General features: G+C 72.5%; 13 protein-coding genes. 12 read left to right on the top strand and 1 reads right to left on the bottom strand.

Going from position 1 to position 17,009, the window contains the following annotated elements; genetic code table 11:
• Positions 1 to 18 precede the first annotated feature (18 nt).
• From ACIGAQ_RS22705 to ACIGAQ_RS22695, 3 genes are all read left to right on the top strand, one after another.
• A complete protein-coding gene (locus ACIGAQ_RS22705) occupies positions 19 to 1,530 on the top strand; it encodes a PP2C family protein-serine/threonine phosphatase (RefSeq protein ID WP_399785443.1) in 1,512 nt (503 codons plus the stop codon).
• A gap of 76 nt (positions 1,531 to 1,606) precedes the next feature.
• Positions 1,607 to 3,070 carry an aminopeptidase P family protein gene (locus tag ACIGAQ_RS22700; protein WP_399785440.1) on the top strand — a complete coding sequence of 488 codons (1,464 nt, stop codon included), beginning with the start codon at positions 1,607 to 1,609 and terminating at the stop codon, positions 3,068 to 3,070.
• Between the two features lie 135 nt (positions 3,071 to 3,205).
• Positions 3,206 to 6,199: a glycine--tRNA ligase gene (locus ACIGAQ_RS22695; RefSeq protein WP_394814264.1), complete on the top strand. Its 2,994-nt coding sequence runs from the start codon at positions 3,206 to 3,208 to the stop codon at positions 6,197 to 6,199.
• Positions 6,200 to 6,298: 99 nt separating this feature from the next.
• Here ACIGAQ_RS22695 and ACIGAQ_RS22690 read toward each other — a convergent pair whose 3' ends face one another.
• On the bottom strand, positions 6,299 to 6,763 hold the full coding sequence (locus tag ACIGAQ_RS22690; protein WP_311682750.1) for an ATP-binding protein: 465 nt from the start codon (positions 6,761 to 6,763) through the stop codon (positions 6,299 to 6,301).
• Positions 6,764 to 7,030: 267 nt separating this feature from the next.
• On the opposite strand from ACIGAQ_RS22690, the gene ACIGAQ_RS22685 reads away from it, so the two are divergent.
• The 9 genes from ACIGAQ_RS22685 (at position 7,031) to ACIGAQ_RS22645 (ending at position 16,989) form a co-directional block, all read left to right on the top strand.
• Positions 7,031 to 7,852, top strand: a complete 822-nt coding sequence (locus ACIGAQ_RS22685) for a hypothetical protein (RefSeq protein WP_399785437.1) — start codon at positions 7,031 to 7,033, stop codon at positions 7,850 to 7,852.
• Positions 7,853 to 8,005: 153 nt separating this feature from the next.
• A complete protein-coding gene (locus tag ACIGAQ_RS22680; RefSeq protein ID WP_311682746.1) occupies positions 8,006 to 8,755 on the top strand; it encodes a YcnI family protein in 750 nt (249 codons plus the stop codon).
• Positions 8,756 to 8,850: 95 nt separating this feature from the next.
• Positions 8,851 to 9,504 carry an SCO family protein gene (locus tag ACIGAQ_RS22675; RefSeq protein WP_399785434.1) on the top strand — a complete coding sequence of 218 codons (654 nt, stop codon included), beginning with the start codon at positions 8,851 to 8,853 and terminating at the stop codon, positions 9,502 to 9,504.
• Positions 9,501 to 9,977, top strand: coding sequence for a copper chaperone PCu(A)C (locus ACIGAQ_RS22670; protein ID WP_362275803.1), 477 nt, complete (start codon positions 9,501 to 9,503; stop codon positions 9,975 to 9,977). The genes ACIGAQ_RS22675 and ACIGAQ_RS22670 overlap by 4 nt, the downstream gene beginning before the upstream one ends.
• Before the next feature lie 13 nt (positions 9,978 to 9,990).
• Positions 9,991 to 12,027, top strand: a complete 2,037-nt coding sequence (locus ACIGAQ_RS22665) for a copper resistance CopC/CopD family protein (RefSeq protein WP_399785431.1) — start codon at positions 9,991 to 9,993, stop codon at positions 12,025 to 12,027.
• 6 nt (positions 12,028 to 12,033) lie between these two features.
• On the top strand, positions 12,034 to 13,323 hold the full coding sequence (efeB, locus tag ACIGAQ_RS22660) for an iron uptake transporter deferrochelatase/peroxidase subunit (protein WP_399785428.1): 1,290 nt from the start codon (positions 12,034 to 12,036) through the stop codon (positions 13,321 to 13,323).
• 62 nt (positions 13,324 to 13,385) lie between these two features.
• On the top strand, positions 13,386 to 14,318 hold the full coding sequence (pheA, locus tag ACIGAQ_RS22655; protein ID WP_399785425.1) for a prephenate dehydratase: 933 nt from the start codon (positions 13,386 to 13,388) through the stop codon (positions 14,316 to 14,318).
• Between the two features lie 578 nt (positions 14,319 to 14,896).
• Entirely contained in the window at positions 14,897 to 16,174 is a 1,278-nt protein-coding gene (serS, locus tag ACIGAQ_RS22650) for a serine--tRNA ligase (protein ID WP_311682731.1), read from the top strand.
• Positions 16,171 to 16,989, top strand: coding sequence for an HAD family hydrolase (locus ACIGAQ_RS22645; protein WP_311682728.1), 819 nt, complete (start codon positions 16,171 to 16,173; stop codon positions 16,987 to 16,989). Before serS ends, ACIGAQ_RS22645 begins: the two co-directional genes overlap by 4 nt.
• The last annotated feature ends 20 nt before the right edge of the window (positions 16,990 to 17,009 follow it).

The following is a 17,009-nucleotide window of genomic DNA, read 5'->3' as shown; positions in this document are numbered from 1 at the left end:
AGGAATCCCGGCAGGACAATGCTGGACATCTCCTCACGAGTGCGTGTACATGTGGAGACACTGCTGGCGGCGCAGAATGACATGGGGGTTTGCGATGCTTTTGAGCAGTACGCGCCGGTCGGAAGGCCGGACGCCATGAACGCCCCGCACCCTGCGAAAGTGGCTGGAATCGATTCAACGGTTCCGGCCCCCGCACACACTGTCCCGCCCGTCGCGGGTACCTCCCCGGCCGCCCCGGCAAACCCACCCGCCCCACCCGGCGCCGTGCTGCAGGACCGTCTCGCCGGCTGGGTGTCCGACCTCACCACGCTGCACGAACTGACCGAACGCCTGGCCCGCACGCGCGCGCTCGACGAGGCACTGCACGAGACCCTGCGGGCCGGCGCCGCCCTCGTCGGGGCCCGCCGCGGCCTCGTCGTCCTGGAACCGGGCGACGGACTCGGCCCCGACACCACCGTCGGCCTGGGTCTGGCCCGCGCCGACCTCGGACACATCGAGACCGTGCCGCGCAGCGCCCTGTCCCACGGCCGGATCCTCGACGGTCTGCCGGGCGGCGACGACGCGATCGCCGAGCCCGACCTCTTCGCCGAGGAGAAGCTCGACCCCCGTCACCGCGAGGTCGCGGCCCGCCTGGGGTACGCCGCCAGCTACGCCCTCCCCCTGACCCCCGAGGCCGCCGGCCGCCTCGGCGCCGCCGTCTGGCTCTACGACGAACCCGCCGAGCCCAGCGAGCGGCAGCGCCACCTCGCCGGCCTCTACGCGCGGTACGCCGCCGAGCACCTCGCCCGGCTCCTGGAACTGGAGCGCACGCGCGCGTCCATGGCGACCATGTCCGACGAGCTGCTGCCCTCCCGGCTGCCCCGGGTGGCCGGTGTCCAGCTGGCCGCCCGGCACCGCACCGGCCCGCGCGGCGGAGGCGACTGGTACGACGCGCTGCCGCTGCCCGACGCCGCCCTCGGTCTCGCCGTCGGTTCCGTCACCGGGGCGGGCCCCAGCGCCGTCGCCGCGATGGGGCGGCTGCGGGCGTCCCTGCGCGCCTACGCCGTGATGGAGGGCGAGGACCCGGTCGCGGTCCTGTCCGACCTGGAGCTGCTGCTGCGGCTGACCGAGCCGGCCCGCTCGGCCACCGCCCTGTTCGGCTACTGCGAACCGGCCGCCCGCAAGATCACGCTCGCCGGAGCGGGCCACAGCCCGCCGCTGCTGATCGGGCAGCGCCGCACGGAGTTCGTGGAGACCTCCGTCTCCGCCCCCCTCGGCATGCTCGCCTGCTGGGAGGCGCCCAGCGTGGAGATCCTGGCCGAACCGGGAGAGACGGTTCTGCTCTACACCGACGGGCTGCTGCACCGCACCGGCGAGACGACGGACCGGGCCTTCGCCCGGCTGCACGCGGCCGGGGCCGGGGTGCCCAGGGCCCTGCGCGGCGACCCGGGCGCGATCGCCGACCACGTCCTGCGCAGTGTGCTGCCGGACGGACTGGACGCCGCGGACGGGGCCGAGGACGTGGTGCTGCTGGCCGCCCGCTTCGAGTAACGCTCCTCGTCACCGGCCCGGGCCCCCTTCCGCCCCGCCGTACAGTGGACGGTGGTCCAGTGGCGTATCGAGGAGGATGACCGTGGCCGAGGAGCTCACACCGGCGATCCCGGACGAGAGCGAAGAGCCGATCAAGCAGCGGAAGAACGGACTGTACCCCGGCGTGTCCGACGAGCTGGCCGAGAACATGAAGAGCGGCTGGGCCGACACCGAGCTGCGCGACCTCGACCCCGTCCCCCAGGCCGCCGAGACCGCCGCCCGCCGGGCCGCTCTGTCCGCGCGCTTCCCGGGCGAGCGCCTGGTGATCCCCGCGGGCAACCTCAAGACCCGCTCGAACGACACCGAGTACGCCTTCCGCGCCTCCGTCGAGTACGCCTGGCTCACCGGCAACCAGACCGAGGACGGCGTCCTGGTCCTGGAGCCCAGGGGCGACGGCCACGAGGCGACGATCTACCTCCTGCCGCGCTCCGACCGCGAGAACGGCGAGTTCTGGCTCGACGGCCAGGGCGAGCTGTGGGTCGGCCGCCGCCACTCCCTCACCGAGGCCGGGAAGCTGTACGGCATCCCCGCCTCCGACGTGCGCGAGCTGCCCGCGAAGCTGCGCGAGGCCACCGGCCCCGTCCGGGTCGTGCGCGGCTACGACGCCGGCATCGAGGCCGCGCTGACCGACAAGGTCACCGCCGAGCGCGACGAGGAGCTGCGGGTCTTCCTCTCCGAGGCGCGGCTGGTGAAGGACTCCTTCGAGATCGGCGAGCTGCAGAAGGCGGTCGACTCGACCGTGCGCGGCTTCGAGGACGTGGTGAAGGTCCTCGACAAGGCCGAGGCGACCTCCGAGCGCTACATCGAGGGCACGTTCTTCCTGCGCGCCCGCGTCGAGGGCAACGACGTCGGCTACGGCACGATCGCCGCGGCCGGCCCGCACGCCTGCACGCTCCACTGGGTGCGCAACGACGGCCCCGTCCGCTCGGGCGACCTGCTGCTGCTGGACGCGGGCGTGGAGACGCACACGTACTACACGGCCGACGTCACGCGCACGCTGCCGATCAACGGCCGCTTCAGCGAGATCCAGCGCAAGATCTACGACGCCGTGTACGAGGCCCAGGAGGCCGGGATCGCGGCGGTGAAGCCCGGCGCGAAGTACCGGGACTTCCACGACGCGGCACAGCGCGTGCTGGCCGAGCGGCTCGTGGAGTGGGGGCTCGTCGAGGGCCCCGTCGAGCGGGTGCTGGAGCTCGGGCTGCAGCGGCGGTGGACGCTGCACGGCACGGGTCACATGCTGGGCATGGACGTGCACGACTGCGCCGCCGCGCGGACCGAGACGTACGTCGACGGCGTCCTGGAGCCGGGCATGTGCCTGACGGTGGAGCCCGGGCTGTACTTCCAGGCCGACGATCTGACCGTGCCGGAGGAGTACCGGGGGATCGGGGTGCGGATCGAGGACGACATCCTCGTGACGGAGGACGGGAACCGTAACCTCAGCGCCGCGCTGCCCCGGCGTTCCGACGAGGTCGAGGCGTGGATGGCCGCGCTCAAGAGCTGAGTCCCGTGGGTGCGCGGGCGTCCGGGAACAGGGCGCCCGCGCCCCGGCCGCTCAAAAACCAGCAGGTCAGCGCAAGTTGACGTGTGAGATCATGGCCGACCTTGCCGGGCCGATTCGGGGACGGGCGCGATCACCATGAAGAACGTTCAGACGGCGCTGACCATGCAGGACGCCATCCTCACCCTGCAGAAGTACTGGAGCGACAACGGCTGCATGATCACGCAGCCGCTGAACACCGAGGTCGGAGCCGGTACGGCCAACCCGGCCACCGCGTTGCGGGTGCTCGGCCCGGAGCCGTGGAGCGTCGCCTACGTGGAGCCGAGCGTGCGCCCGGACGACTCGCGCTACGGCGAGAACCCCAACCGGCTCCAGACCCACACCCAGTTCCAGGTGATCCTCAAGCCCGACCCGGGCAACCCGCAGGAGCTGTACCTGGGCAGCCTCCGGGCCCTCGGCGTCGACCTGAACGCGCACGACGTGCGGTTCGTCGAGGACAACTGGGCCTCCCCCGCGCTCGGCGCCTGGGGGCTCGGCTGGGAGGTCTGGCTCGACGGCATGGAGATCACCCAGTTCACCTACTTCCAGCAGGTCGGCGGCGTCGCGCTGGACCCGGTGTCGGTGGAGATCACCTACGGCCTCGAACGCATCCTGATGAATCTCCAGGGCGTGTCCCACTTCAAGGACATCGCGTACGCCCCGGGCATCACCTACGGCGAGGTGTTCGGGCAGAACGAGTACGAGATGAGCCGGTACTACCTGGACGACGCCGACCTGGACACCAACCACCGGCTGTTCGACGCCTACGCGGCCGAGGCCCGGCGGCTGCTGGACCTGGAGCTGCCGGTACCGGCGTACACGTACGTGCTCAAGTGCAGCCACACCTTCAACGTGCTCGACGCGCGGGGCGCGATCAGCACCACCGAGCGGGCCAAGGCCTTCGCGCTGATGCGCGGCCTGACCCACGAGTCGGCCAAGCTGTGGGAGAAGCGGCGGGCGGCACTGGAGCACCCGCTCGGGATCGCGCCCGCCCCCGCCCCCGCCGAACGGGCCCCGCTGCCCAAGGTGCCCGGCGTCGAGACGCTGCTGTTCGAGATCGGGGTGGAGGAACTGCCCTACGCCGACGTCGTCGCCACCACCGAGGCGGTGCGCGAGTCGGTCACCGCCAAGCTCGCCGAGACGCGGCTGGGGCACGGGGCGATCACCGTGCTGGCCACCCCGCGCCGGATCGTCATCACGGTCGACGGCGTGCAGCCGCGCGAGCGGGACACCGTGCGGACCGTTCGCGGCCCCAAGGTCGCCGCCGCCTTCAAGGACGGCGCTCCCACGCCCGCGCTGCTGGGCTTCGCCCGCAGCCAGGGCGCCGAGCCGTCCGACGTGCGGATCGTCCAGTTCAACGGGGCCGAGTACGTGTCGCTCACCCGGCACGAGCCGGGGCGCCCGGCCGTCGAGGTGCTCAGCGATCTGCTGGCCGAGGTGGTGTCCGGGCTGCGCGCCGGGCGGAACATGCGGTGGAGCGACCCGGGCCTGTCGTTCTCCCGTCCGGTGCGCTGGCTGCTGGCGCTGCTGGGCCGTACCCCCCTGCCCGTGGTGGTCTCCTCGCTCTCCTCGGGCGACACGACCCGGGTGCAGCGGCAGGCGCCCTACCCGGAGGTCCGGGTGACCTCCGCCGAGGGGTACCCGCACTTCCTGCACATGCACGGCATCCTGCTCGACCGGGAGGCCCGGCGCGGGGCGGTGGTGCGCGGGGCGCTGGAGGCGGCGGCCGAGGTCGGCGGGCGGATCGACGTCGAGGCCCAGGCCGGGCTGATCGACGAGATCACCGACATCCTGGAGTTCCCGTACGCCGTGCGGGGGTCGTTCGACGAGCGCTACCTCGAACTGCCCGCGAGCGTCCTGACCACGGTGATGCGCAAGCACCAGCGCTATCTGCCCGTGCTGGACGGCGACCGCCTCATGCCGCACTTCGTCACCTTCGCCAACGCCCTGTGCGACGACGACGTGGTGCGCGCGGGCAACGAGGCGGTGCTGCGGGCGCGGTACGAGGACGCCGCGTTCTTCTGGCGGGCGGATCTGAAGGTGGCGCCGGAGGAGTTCCGCCGCCGGCTGGACAAGCTGACCTTCGAGGACCGGCTGGGCACGGTCGCCGACCGCGCCGGGCGGCTCGGGTCCCTCGCCCTGGACCTGGCGGGACGGGCCGGGCTGGCGGAGGAGACCGTGGAGGTCGTGCGGCGGGCCGGTGCGCTGGCCAAGTTCGATCTGGCCTCGCAGATGGTGATCGAGTTCTCGGGCCTGGCCGGGGTGATGGCCGAGGAGTACGCCCGCCGGGCCGGTGAGTCCCCCGAGGTCGCCCGTGCGCTGGCCGAGATGGAGCTGCCGCGCTCCGCCGGAGGCGCCCTGCCCGCCGGGGACGCGGGGGCCGTGCTCTCGCTCGCCGACCGGTTCGACCTGGTGACCGGCATGTTCGTGATCGGCGCGGCACCGACCGGGAGCTCCGATCCGTACGGGGTGCGACGGGCCGCGATCGGGCTGCTCAACGTGTTGCGCAGCGTGCCGGCCGTGGCCGGGATCCGGGTGGGTGACGGGCTGCGCGCCGCGGCCGTGCGGTACGCCGCGCAAGGGGTCGCCGTACCCGCCGACCGGGTCGCCGAGGCCGCCGAGCTGATCACGCGGCGCTACGAGCAGCAGCTCACGGACGCCGGGCACGAGCACCGGCTGGTGCAGGCCGTGCTGGTGTGGGCCGACCGCCCGGCGCACGGCGACCGGACACTGGCCACGCTGGAGCGGCATGTCGGCAGCGAGGCGTTCGAGGCGCTCGCCGCCGCGTTCCAGCGCGTGGTGCGGATCCTCCCCGAGGGCGGTGTCGGCGCGGCGGATCCGTCCCTGCTGACCGCGCCCGCCGAACTGCGTCTCGCCGAGAGCGTGCAGACCGTGCGTCAGGCCCTGGAGGGCCGTGAGGACGACCTCGGTGCGCTGATCGAGGTCTCGGCCCCGCTGGTCGAGGCGATCGGCACGTTCTTCGACGAGGTGCTCGTGATGGACCCGGACCCGGCCCTCCGGGCGGCGCGGCTGGCCTTGCTGACGGAGGTGGCGGGGCTGGCGCGGACGACCCTGGACTGGGCGGCGCTGTAGGTCGGCCGCGGGCGACGGCGTCATGGCCGCGGGAGCGCCGTCAGGGCCGCTGTCTGCCGCGGGGGCGGTGTTTCACGTGAAACACCGCCCTGTCTCAGATCAGACCGCCATCAGGGGCGCGTCCTCACGCCATTTGAGGACCTTGTCGAAGCTCACCACGGCTCCGCCCCGGCCCGGCTTGTTGCCGATGTGCACGTGGTCGGCGAGTTCCTCGATGAGACACAGCCCTCTGCCGTTCTCGGCGTCGGTGTGCGCCTGCCGGATCGGGGGGCGGGACCGGCCGGCGGAGGCGGCGGGGAATCCGGGGCCCGCGTCGGCGACCTCGATCCGGCACTTCTCGCCGTCCAGGTAGGCCGTAACGCGGTAGGCCTCCGAACCGGGGCCGCGCCCGGTGTCCCCGCCGTGCTCCACGGCGTTCGCGCAGGCCTCGCTGAGGGCGACGGAGAGGTCGTAGGAGATGTCGGGGTCCACGCCCGCGGTCTCCATCGTGCCGATCAGCAGGCGGCGGGCGAGGGGCACGCTCGCGGCTTCGCGCCGCAGATGGAGTGACCACCAGATGCTCATGCTCCAGCCTCCTGGCCGCGGCTCGACATACCGTTACGTATTGCCCTCAGTGCCCGTCCGTAAGCGCGAAGTTGACGTGATGCCGCCCATACGGCGGATGCGCGCTGGTCCTGATCGGTGTATGTGGGGGCGTGCGTCGGTGGGGTGGGGGCGCGCGGAGCGGCGCAACCAGGGGCGCGCCGGACCAGAAGGTGATGTTCCGGTCGTACCGCATCTTGTGGACCTGCCGCACGGGACCGGCAGGGCCAGTGCGATGATGAGCCCGCCATGCCTGCCCCCCACACGCCCACGACACGCTCCGGAGCCAGGCTCCGGATCCTGCGGGCCGCGGTGTTCGCCGCGGTCTGCGTCGTGCTGGCCGGGGCAGGACACGCACTGGCCTCCTGCGACGGCATCCCGCTGTGGACCCTGGGCGCCGGGTTCCTCGGCGTGGCCGCCGTGGCCGTCCCGCTCGCCGGACGCGCCCGCACGCTGCCGGGCATCGCCGCCCTGCTCGCGGTCGGCCAGACGGTGCTCCACACGCTGTTCGGCCTGGGCCAGCACGGCACGGCCGCCGTCGCCGCACCGCGGCCGGCGGGTCCGAGCGACGCCGCTCTGGTCGAGCAGGCAGCGCGGTTCGTGTGTGGCACGACGGCGGCGGCGATCAGTCCGGCGCAGGCGCACCGGATCCTCACCGACGCCCGGGTCCAGCCGCCCACGGGGTCGCACCCGCACCTCGCCGCGGACGCCGCGTCCGGGGTGTCGGTCTCGCTGTGGCCGTCCCTGCCGATGCTGCTCGGTCACGTCCTCGCGGCACTCGCCGCCGGCTGGCTGCTGCGCCGCGGCGACCTGGCGGTGCTGCGCCTGGCCGAACTGTCGGCGCAGGGCGTCGCCGAAGGGGCGCTCGTCCGCTCGCTGCGGGCAGCGTTCGCGCTGGTCCGCGCCCTGCGCGCCGGTCTCCCCGGCGCGCCCGAGGTGCGTCCGCGCCCGGCGCACGCCGCGCGCCCCGTGCCCCCGATGCCCCGCACCGCCGCGCTCCAGCACACGGTGATCCGGCGGGGCCCGCCCGCCGCGACGGCTTCCGCAGCCGCACTCGCCCTCGCCGCCTGACGCGACGCGACCACCACTCCGCCGTCCCGGAAACCCCGGTTCTTCGAGCCCACGGGTCCCCGGACGCCTGGGAGGAGGGGCCGCCGCCGTGCGGCACGCGCGCGTGCGCGATCCCTCTTCTCCATCCCGACTCACAGCGGAGTGCTTCCTTCCATGAAGGCTTCCCGTATCGCCGCGGCCGGTGCCGCCGCCGGTCTGACCGTCCTCGCCCTGTCCGCCCCCGCCTTCGCGCACGTCACCGTGCAGCCCGAGGGCACGGCCGCCAAGGGCGGCTACGCGGTCGTCGACTTCAAGGTGCCGAACGAGCGCGACGACGCCTCCACCACCAAGCTGGAGGTCACCTTCCCGACCGACCACCCGCTGGCCTCCGTCATGCCGGAGCCGATGCCCGGCTGGAAGATCGAGGTCACCAAGTCCAAGCTGGACAAGCCGCTGGAGATGCACGGCGAGAAGATCACCGAGGCGGTCTCCAAGGTCACCTGGACCGCCGACGGCAAGGGCATCGAGCCGGGCTACTTCGAGAAGTTCCCGCTCTCCGTCGGCCAGCTGCCCGAGGACACCGACCAGCTGGTCTTCAAGGCCCTGCAGACGTACTCCAACAAGGAGGTCGTCCGCTGGATCGAGGTGCCGCAGGAGGGCCAGGAGGAGCCCGACAACCCGGCCCCCGTGCTGGAGCTGTCCGCCGCCTCCGAGGACGGGCACCACGACTCGGCGGCCGGCGACGACGGCGACGACGCCGAGTCCGCCGAGAAGGCCTCCGCCGAGACCGCCGCGGACGACGACTCCGGCTCCTCCGACGGCACGGACACCACCGCCCGCGTCCTGGGCATCGTCGGCATCGTCGTCGGCGCCGCGGGTGTCGCCTACGGCGTGCTCGCCGGGCGTCGGCGCAGCAACGCCTGACGCCGCTTCCTCGCACGGCGCGCGCCGGGTGCTCGCCCCCGTCCACGGGGGCACCCCGGTGCGTGCCGGGCCACCGACATCTGGGACATTTCTCTATGCGCACCAAGACCTTCGCCGCGGCCGCACTGCTCGCCGCCGCCTCCCTGACCCTGACCGCCTGCGGCAGCGGCGACGACAGCAACAAGCCCGTCGCCGTGGTGTCGGAGGAGGCCGGTACCGACAAGGCCGCCACGGTCCTCGACAAGCCCTTCGAGAAGCCGGACCTGATCCTCACCGACACCCACGGCAAGAAGTACGACCTCCGCAAGGAGACCGCGGGCAAGCCGACGCTGATCTACTTCGGCTACACGCACTGCCCCGACGTCTGCCCGCTGACGATGAACAACATCGCCGTCGCCACCAAGCAGCTCCCGAAGGCCGAGCAGGAGGACCTGCGCGTCGTCTTCGTCACCACCGACCCCGAGCGCGACACCCCGGCCGAACTCGGCACCTGGCTCAAGGGCATCGACTCCCGCTTCGTCGGCCTCACCGGCGACTTCGCCACCGTCCAGGCCGGCGCCCGCACCCTCGGCATCTCCATCGACCCGCCGCGCAAGGACAAGAACGGCAAGGTCGTCTCCGAGCACGGCACCCAGGTCATCGCCTTCTCGCCGAAGACGGACGGCGGTTACGTGCTCTACGGCGAGGACGCCACCGTCCAGGACTACACCGAGGACCTGCCCAAGATCGTCAAGGGGGAGACCCCGTGAGGCGGCGGCTCGGCCCGGCGGCCCTCGTCGTGGCCGGGGCCCTGGCCCTGGCGGGCTGCGGCGGCTCGGACTCGGGCGGCGACGGCGGCTCGGGCGGCGAGGCGGAGCTCTCCGTCGGCTCCGCGTACATGCCGCAGCCCGTCTCCGACGAGATGGCGGCCGGCTTCCTCACCGTCACCAACAAGGGCGGCGCCGCCGACGAACTGACCTCGGTCAGCAGCGACATCGCCGGCCGGGTCACCGTGCACGAGACCACCGGCGGAGCCATGCAGGAGGTGGAGAGCCTCAAGATCCCGGCCCACGGGCGCCTGGTGCTCAAGACCGGCGGCGACCACCTGATGTTCGAGCAGCTCAAGCGCAAGCCGAAGGAAGGCCAGACCGTCTCCGTCGAGCTGCGCTTCGCCCACTCCGACCCCGTCGAGGTGGAGATGCCGGTGAAGGCCGCCACCTACACCCCGACGACCGGACACTGACGGAGGGACCCCTGTGACCCAGACCATCGCCCCCCGCGTCCGGACGCTGGTGCTGCTGCTCCTGGCCGCGCTCTGCGCCCTGCTCGCCGGGGCCGGCCCGGTCTCCGCGCACGCCGCGGTGACCGGCAGCGACCCCGCGCAGGGGGCGGTGGTCGACCAGGCCCCGTCCCGGATCTCGCTCACCTTCTCCGAGCAGGTCGCGCTCTCCGGCGACTCGCTGCGCGTGCTCGACCCCGAGGGCAAGCGCGTCGACACGGGCGAGCCGTCCGGCGTCGGCGGCACGACGTACGCCGTGCGCCTGCAGTCGGGCCTGTCCGACGGCACGTACACCGTGGCCTACCAGGTCGTCTCGGCGGACAGCCACCCCGTCGCCGGCGCCTATACCTTCTCCATCGGTGCCCCCTCCAAGACGTCCGTCGCCGTGTCCGGGCAGGGCACGGACGACGGGGTGGTCGGCTGGCTGTACGGCTTCGGGCGGTACGTGTCGTACGCCGGGTTCATCGTGATGGCCGGCGGCGCCGCCTTCGTGCTCGCCTGCTGGCCGCGCGGCTCCGGGGTGCGTCCGGTGCAGCGGTTCGTCGTCTCCGGGTGGCTGGCGCTGACCGCCGCAACCCTCGCCCTGCTCCTGCTGCGCGGCTCCTACACCGGCTCCGGGAAGGTCTCCGACGTCTTCGACCTGTCCCTGCTGGGGCAGGTGCTGCAGACCAAGACCGGTGCGGCCCTGGTCTCCCGGCTGCTGCTGCTCGCCGCCGCGGCGCTGTTCATCGCGGTGCTGTTCGGGGCGTACGACAAGCGTGAGGACGCCCAGGAGAAGCGGGACCTCACCTTCGGACTGGCCATCGGCGGTGGCGTCGTCGCCGCGGGGCTCGCCGCGAGCTGGGCGATGTCCGAACACGCCTCGGTCGGGATCCAGGCGGGCATCTCCATGCCCGTGGACGTCCTCCACCTGCTGGCCGTCGCCGCCTGGCTCGGCGGGCTCGGCGCACTCCTGGTCGCCCTGTACCGGGCGCCGGCCGACGCCCCCGTCGACGCGGCCGCCGTACGCGGCTTCTCCCGGATCGCCTTCGGCAGCGTGCTCGTGCTGATCGCGACCGGCACGTACCAGTCCTGGCGCCAGCTCGGCTCCTGGTCGGCCTTCACCGACACCCGCTACGGCCAGCTCCTCCTGGCGAAGATCGCCCTCGTCATCGTCCTCGTCGGCGTCGCGTGGATCTCGCGCCGGTGGACGGGCCGGCTGGCGGAGTCGGCGCCGGCTGCGGCGGAGCGGGAGAAGGTACGGGCCGGCGCGGGAGCCTCCGGCGAGGCGGCCGCCGGACCCGGTACGGGCACCGAGGCCAGTACCGGTGCCGGGGCCGGTACCGACACCGATACCGGTACCCACGCCGACGCCACCGCGGACACGGACGACGAACCCGCCGCGGAGAAGTCCGCTGCCGAAGAGTCAGCCTCCGAGCCCGCCGATCCCGAGCGCGCCGCCCAGCTCGCCCGGCAGCGGGCGGCCCGGGACGCCGCCCGGCAGAAGCGGCTGCGGGACGCCGACCCCCACCGCTTCGGGCTGCGCCGCTCGGTGCTGGCCGAGGCCGGCGTCGCGGTCGTCCTGCTCGCCGTCACCACCGTGCTGACCCAGACCGAGCCGGGACGTACGGAGCAGGAGGCCAAGGCGGCCACCTCGTCGTCGTCCTCCGCCTCCGCCGACACGGGGACGTCCGGGGCGCTCACCCTGAACATGCCCTTCGACACCGGTGGCCGGAACGGCAAGGGCGTCGTCACCGTCGACCTCGACCCCGCCCGCGTGGGCGGCAACGAGATGCACGTCTACGTGGAGCGGCCCGACGGCAAGGCCTTCGACATCCCCGAGGTCAAGGTCGAGTTCACCCTCAAGGCCAAGGACATCGGGCCCCTGCCCGTCGTCCCCGACCACCTCGCTGTCGGACACTGGTCGGCGAACGGAGTGCAGATCCCCATGGCCGGCGACTGGCAGGTCGACGTGACCGTGCGGACCTCCGAGATCGACGAGGTGACCGTCACCAAGAACGCGCAGATCGGCTGAACGACCATGTCCGACCCGTCCATCCCCCAGGCCCGCACCCGTGAGGCCGCCCCGGAGAACACCGAGGCGGCCGCCGCCCACGGGGGCATCTCCCGGCGGCGGCTGCTGGGCACCGCCGGTGCCACCGGGCTCGTGCTCGGCACGGCGGGCACCGCGGCGGGATACGCCGCCGCCCCCTCCGAGGCCGCCGCTCCGCTCACCTCGCTCGGCACCGACCGGGCGATGTTTCACGGGAAACATCAGCCCGGCATCACCGACGGCCTCCAGGCCCGCGGCCACCTCGTCGCCTTCGACCTGGCGGCGGGCGCCGGCCGCAAGGAGGCCGCCGCCCTGCTCCGCCGCTGGTCGGAGACGGCCCGGCGGCTGATGGCGGGCGAGCCGAGCGCCCACGGCGACACCGACGTGGCCCGCGACGCCGGCCCCTCGTCGCTGACCCTCACCTTCGGCTTCGGGCACAGCTTCTTCGCCCGGACGGGCCTGGAGAAGCAGCGGCCGGTGGCACTGGACCCGCTGCCCGAGTTCTCCTCCGACCGCCTCGACAAGAGCCGCAGCAACGGTGACCTGTGGGTCCAGATCGGCGCGAACGACGCCCTGGTCGCCTTCCACGCCCTGCGCGCCATCCAGAAGGACGCGGGACGGGCCGCCAAGGTGCGGTGGCAGATGAACGGCTTCAACCGCTCGCCCGGCGCCACCGCCCACCCCATGACCGCCCGCAACCTCATGGGCCAGATCGACGGCACCCGGAACCCCAAGCCGGGCGAGCCGGACTTCGACCAGCGGATCTTCGTCCCGGAGAAGGGCGAGCCGGCCTGGATGGCGAACGGCTCCTACGCCGTCGTCCGCCGGATCCGCATGCTCCTCGACGACTGGGAGAAGCTCTCCGTCAAGGCGCAGGAGGACGTCATCGGGCGCCGCAAGGCCGACGGGGCGGCCCTGTCCGGCGGCACCGAGACGACCGCGATGGACCTGGAGAAGACGGACGCCGAGGGCAACCTCGTCGTCCCGATCAACGCCCACGCCCGCATCACCCGGCCGGACCAGAACGGCGGCGCCGCGATGCTCCGCCGTCCCTTCTCCTTCCACGACGGCATCGACCCCGACGGGATGCCCGACGCCGGACTGCTCTTCATCTGCTGGCAGGCCGATCCGCTGCGCGGCTTCGTCCCGGTGCAGCGCAAGCTCGACCGGGGCGACGCCCTGTCCCCGTTCATCCGGCACGAGTCGAGCGGGCTGTTCGCGGTGCCGGGCGGGGCGGCGGAGGGCGAGTACGTGGGGCAGAAGTTGCTGGAGGGGTGAGAGAACGCTCGTGTACGGGCTTGTGGGGGATAGCGCTTCCGCAAGCCCATTAGGGTGAGCTCATGCCAGCGAGCTATGCGTATCTCGGCCCCGAGGGCACCTTCACCGAAGTCGCCCTGCGCACGCTTCCCGAGGCCGCCACCCGGGAGCTCATCCCGTACGTGTCCGTCCAGTCCGCGCTCGACGCGGTACGCGCCGGCGAGGCCGAGGCCGCGTTCGTGCCGATCGAGAACTCGGTCGAGGGCGGCATCACCACCACGCTCGACGAGCTCGTCGCCGGTGCGCCGCTGATGATCTACCGCGAGGTGCTGCTCTCCATCACCTTCGCGCTGCTCGTCAGCCCGGGCACGAAACTGTCGGACATCAAGACCGTCTCCGCGCACCCGGCCGCCCAGCCGCAGGTGCGCAACTGGCTGCGGAAGCACCTGCCGGACGCGCACTGGGAGTCGGCCGCCTCCAACGCGGACGCCGCGCGGCTGGTCCAGGAGGGCCAGTACGACGCCGCCTTCGCGGGTGAGTTCGCCGCCGCGCGCTACGGGCTGGAGGCCCTGGAGACCGGGATCCACGACGCGGAGAACGCCCAGACGCGGTTCGTGCTGGTCGGCCGGCCCGCCCGGCCCGCCGCCCCGACCGGTGCGGACAAGACCTCCGTCGTGCTGTGGCAGCGCGACGACCACCCCGGCGGCCTGCGGGACCTGCTCGGCGAGTTCGCCACCCGGGGCATCAACCTGATGCTGCTCCAGTCCCGCCCGACCGGCGCCGGCATCGGCAACTACTGCTTCTGCATCGACGCCGAGGGCCACATCTCCGACCGCCGGGTGGCCGAGGCCCTGATGGGCCTGAAGCGGATCTGTCTCCAGGTGCGCTACCTGGGCTCGTATCCGCGGGCCGACGTGCAGCCGGCCGAGGTGCGCCCGCCCCGGCTCGGCACGTCGGACGAGGAGTTCGTGGCGGCGGCGGACTGGGTCGCCCGGTGTCAGGACGGCCGCTTCTAGCGGTCGCCTCATGAGGCGATCGAGCGTGGGCGATCGTGGCGGGTCGTGGGCCGGTCGTGGGCGGTCGTACCTGCTGATAGTCGTTATCCACAGAAGTTATCCACAGGTCCGCTTCTCGACCTGGGGACAAGTCGACAACGAACCGTGAGTCAGTCGACAAATCGCCCTACAGGCCCCTGATGTGTCCATCGGCGGGCAGGTCACCCTTCGTCCACCGTTTCCCCCTGCGTCACTCTTTGGGGTGACCCGTTTCCACTCGAAAGTGAGGATAGAGGGGGTTTGTGGTGGGAATTCTCAGGGACGACCCTGCCTTACGGAGTGATCAATTCCGAAGTCCACAGATCTTCCACACAGCCTGTGGATAACTCTTTCGCGGGTGTGGATCCCTGTGGACAACCGAAGCCCAAGTCCCGCTCCCCGCAAGGGATTCGAGTCAAGACGACGCCTGCTGGATGCCTCGTTCCGGGGAGCGGCATCCTCTTCATTGACACGATGCGCAATTCACTCATAACGGCACGTAAGGCACGACAGGAATAGTGAGTCGTGGGCGGTCATCCCACACCGGTAGCCTGGGGCGCGTGATTGACCTTCGCCTGCTCCGTGAGGACCCCGACCGTGTGCGCGCGTCCCAGCGCGCCCGTGGAGAGGACGTCGCGCTCGTCGACTCCCTCCTGTCTGCCGACGAGCGGCGCAGGTCGTCCGGCGTCCGCTTCGACGAGCTGCGCGCCGAGCAGAAGGCGCTCGGCAAGCTGATCCCCAAGGCGTCCGGGGACGAGAAGGCCGAGCTGCTGAAGAAGGCGGGCCAGCTCGCCGCCGACGTCAAGGCCGCCGACGCGGAACGCGACGCGGCGGCCGCCGAGACCCAGCAGCTGCTGGAGAAGCTCGGCAACCTCGTCCACCCGGACGTGCCCGTGGGCGGCGAGGAGGACTTCGTCACGCTGGAGACGCACGGCACGATCCGCGACTTCGCCGCCGAGGGCTTCGAGCCCCGGGACCACCTGGAGCTCGGCCACCTCCTCGGCGCGATCGACGTCGAGCGCGGCGCCAAGGTCTCCGGCTCGCGCTTCTACTTCCTCACCGGGGTGGGCGCCCTGCTGGAGCTCGCCCTGGTGAACGCGGCGATGGCCCAGGCCACGGCGGCCGGCTTCACGCCGATGCTGACCCCGGCCCTGGTCCGCCCCCAGTCCATGGCGGGCACGGGCTTCCTCGGCCAGGCCTCGCAGGACGTCTACCACCTCCAGGACGACGACCTCTACCTGGTCGGCACCTCCGAGGTCGCGCTCGCGGCGTACCACATGGACGAGATCCTCGACGCGGACCGGCTGCCGCTGCGCTACGCGGGCTTCTCGCCCTGCTTCCGCCGGGAGGCCGGCTCGCACGGCAAGGACACCCGGGGCATCTTCCGCGTGCACCAGTTCGACAAGGTCGAGATGTTCTCCTACGTCGCCCCGGAGGACTCGCAGGCCGAGCACCAGCGGCTGCTGGAGTGGGAGAAGCAGTGGCTGACCTCCCTGGAGCTGCCGTTCCGGGTCATCGACGTGGCCTCCGCCGACCTCGGTTCCTCGGCCGCCCGCAAGTTCGACTGCGAGGCGTGGATCCCGACCCAGGGCAAGTACCGCGAGCTGACCTCGACCTCGGACTGCACCGAGTTCCAGTCCCGCCGCCTGTCGATCCGCGTCCGTGAGGGCAAGCAGGTCCGCCCGCTGGCCACGCTCAACGGCACCCTCTGCGCCGTCCCGCGCACCATCGTGGCGATCCTGGAGAACCACCAGCAGCCCGACGGCTCGGTGCGCGTGCCCGAGGTGCTGCGCCCGTACCTGGGCGGCCGGGAGGTCCTGGAGCCGGTGGCCACGTGAGCGACTCGGCCTCCCCGGGCGGCTTCCCGTACAAGCTCGTCGCCACCGACCTCGACGGCACGCTGCTGCGTTCCGACGACTCGGTGTCCGGGCGCACCCGTGACGCGCTCGCCGCCGCCACCGCGGCGGGCGCGGCGCACATCGTCGTCACCGGCCGCGCGGTCCCCTGGACCCGGCACATCCTCGACGACCTCGGCTACGAGGGTCTGGCCGTCTGTGGCCAGGGCGCTCAGGTCTACGACGCCGGCGCCCGCCGCCTGCTGACCTCGGTCACGCTGGACCGGCAGCTCGCCGGAGTGGCCCTGGCCAAGATCGAGGCGGAGGTCGGCCCGCTGTACCTGGCCGCGAGCCGCGACGGCCTGGACGGCGAGGTGCTGGTGGGCCCGGGCTACGCGGCCCACGGCAAGCTGCCCGCGACTCCCTTCACGGACGCGTCGGACCTGTGGACCGCGCCCCTGAACAAGCTGTACATCCAGCACCCGACCCTGTCGGACGACGAGCTGTGCGAGGCGGCCACCCGGACCGCCGGCGGTTTCGTCACCGTCACGATGGCGGGCCCGGGCATCGTCGAACTCCTCCCCCTGGGCCTGTCCAAGGCCACCGGCCTGTCGCTGGCGGCCCGCCGGCTCAAGCTGAAGGCGGCCGACACGATCGCCTTCGGCGACATGCCCAACGACATACCGATGTTCGCCTGGGCCTCCTACGGCGTCGCCATGGCCGACGCCCACGAGGAGCTGAAGGCGGTGGCCGACGAGGTGACGTCCTCCAACGAGGAGGACGGGATCGCGGTCGTACTGGAACGGCTGCTGGGCTGAACCTTCGTGTCGCGCATGCG

The organism is Streptomyces sp. NPDC085932 (assembly GCF_044540525.1).
GTDB classification, from domain to species: Bacteria; Actinomycetota; Actinomycetes; order Streptomycetales; family Streptomycetaceae; genus Streptomyces; species Streptomyces levis.
This window is presented reverse-complemented; position numbering and strand designations above follow the sequence as displayed.

Bases quoted from the DNA above. Each gene is read 5' to 3' on its own strand.
- ACIGAQ_RS22705 (WP_399785443.1), top strand. From the start codon at position 19: ATGCTGGACATCTCCTCACGAGTGCGTGTACATGTGGAGACACTGCTG.
- ACIGAQ_RS22700 (WP_399785440.1), top strand. From the start codon at position 1,607: ATGACCGTGGCCGAGGAGCTCACACCGGCGATCCCGGACGAGAGCGAA.
- ACIGAQ_RS22695 (WP_394814264.1), top strand. From the start codon at position 3,206: ATGAAGAACGTTCAGACGGCGCTGACCATGCAGGACGCCATCCTCACC.
- ACIGAQ_RS22690 (WP_311682750.1), bottom strand. From the start codon at position 6,763: ATGAGCATCTGGTGGTCACTCCATCTGCGGCGCGAAGCCGCGAGCGTG.
- ACIGAQ_RS22685 (WP_399785437.1), top strand. From the start codon at position 7,031: ATGCCTGCCCCCCACACGCCCACGACACGCTCCGGAGCCAGGCTCCGG.
- ACIGAQ_RS22680 (WP_311682746.1), top strand. From the start codon at position 8,006: ATGAAGGCTTCCCGTATCGCCGCGGCCGGTGCCGCCGCCGGTCTGACC.
- ACIGAQ_RS22675 (WP_399785434.1), top strand. From the start codon at position 8,851: ATGCGCACCAAGACCTTCGCCGCGGCCGCACTGCTCGCCGCCGCCTCC.
- efeB (WP_399785428.1), top strand. From the start codon at position 12,034: ATGTCCGACCCGTCCATCCCCCAGGCCCGCACCCGTGAGGCCGCCCCG.
- pheA (WP_399785425.1), top strand. From the start codon at position 13,386: ATGCCAGCGAGCTATGCGTATCTCGGCCCCGAGGGCACCTTCACCGAA.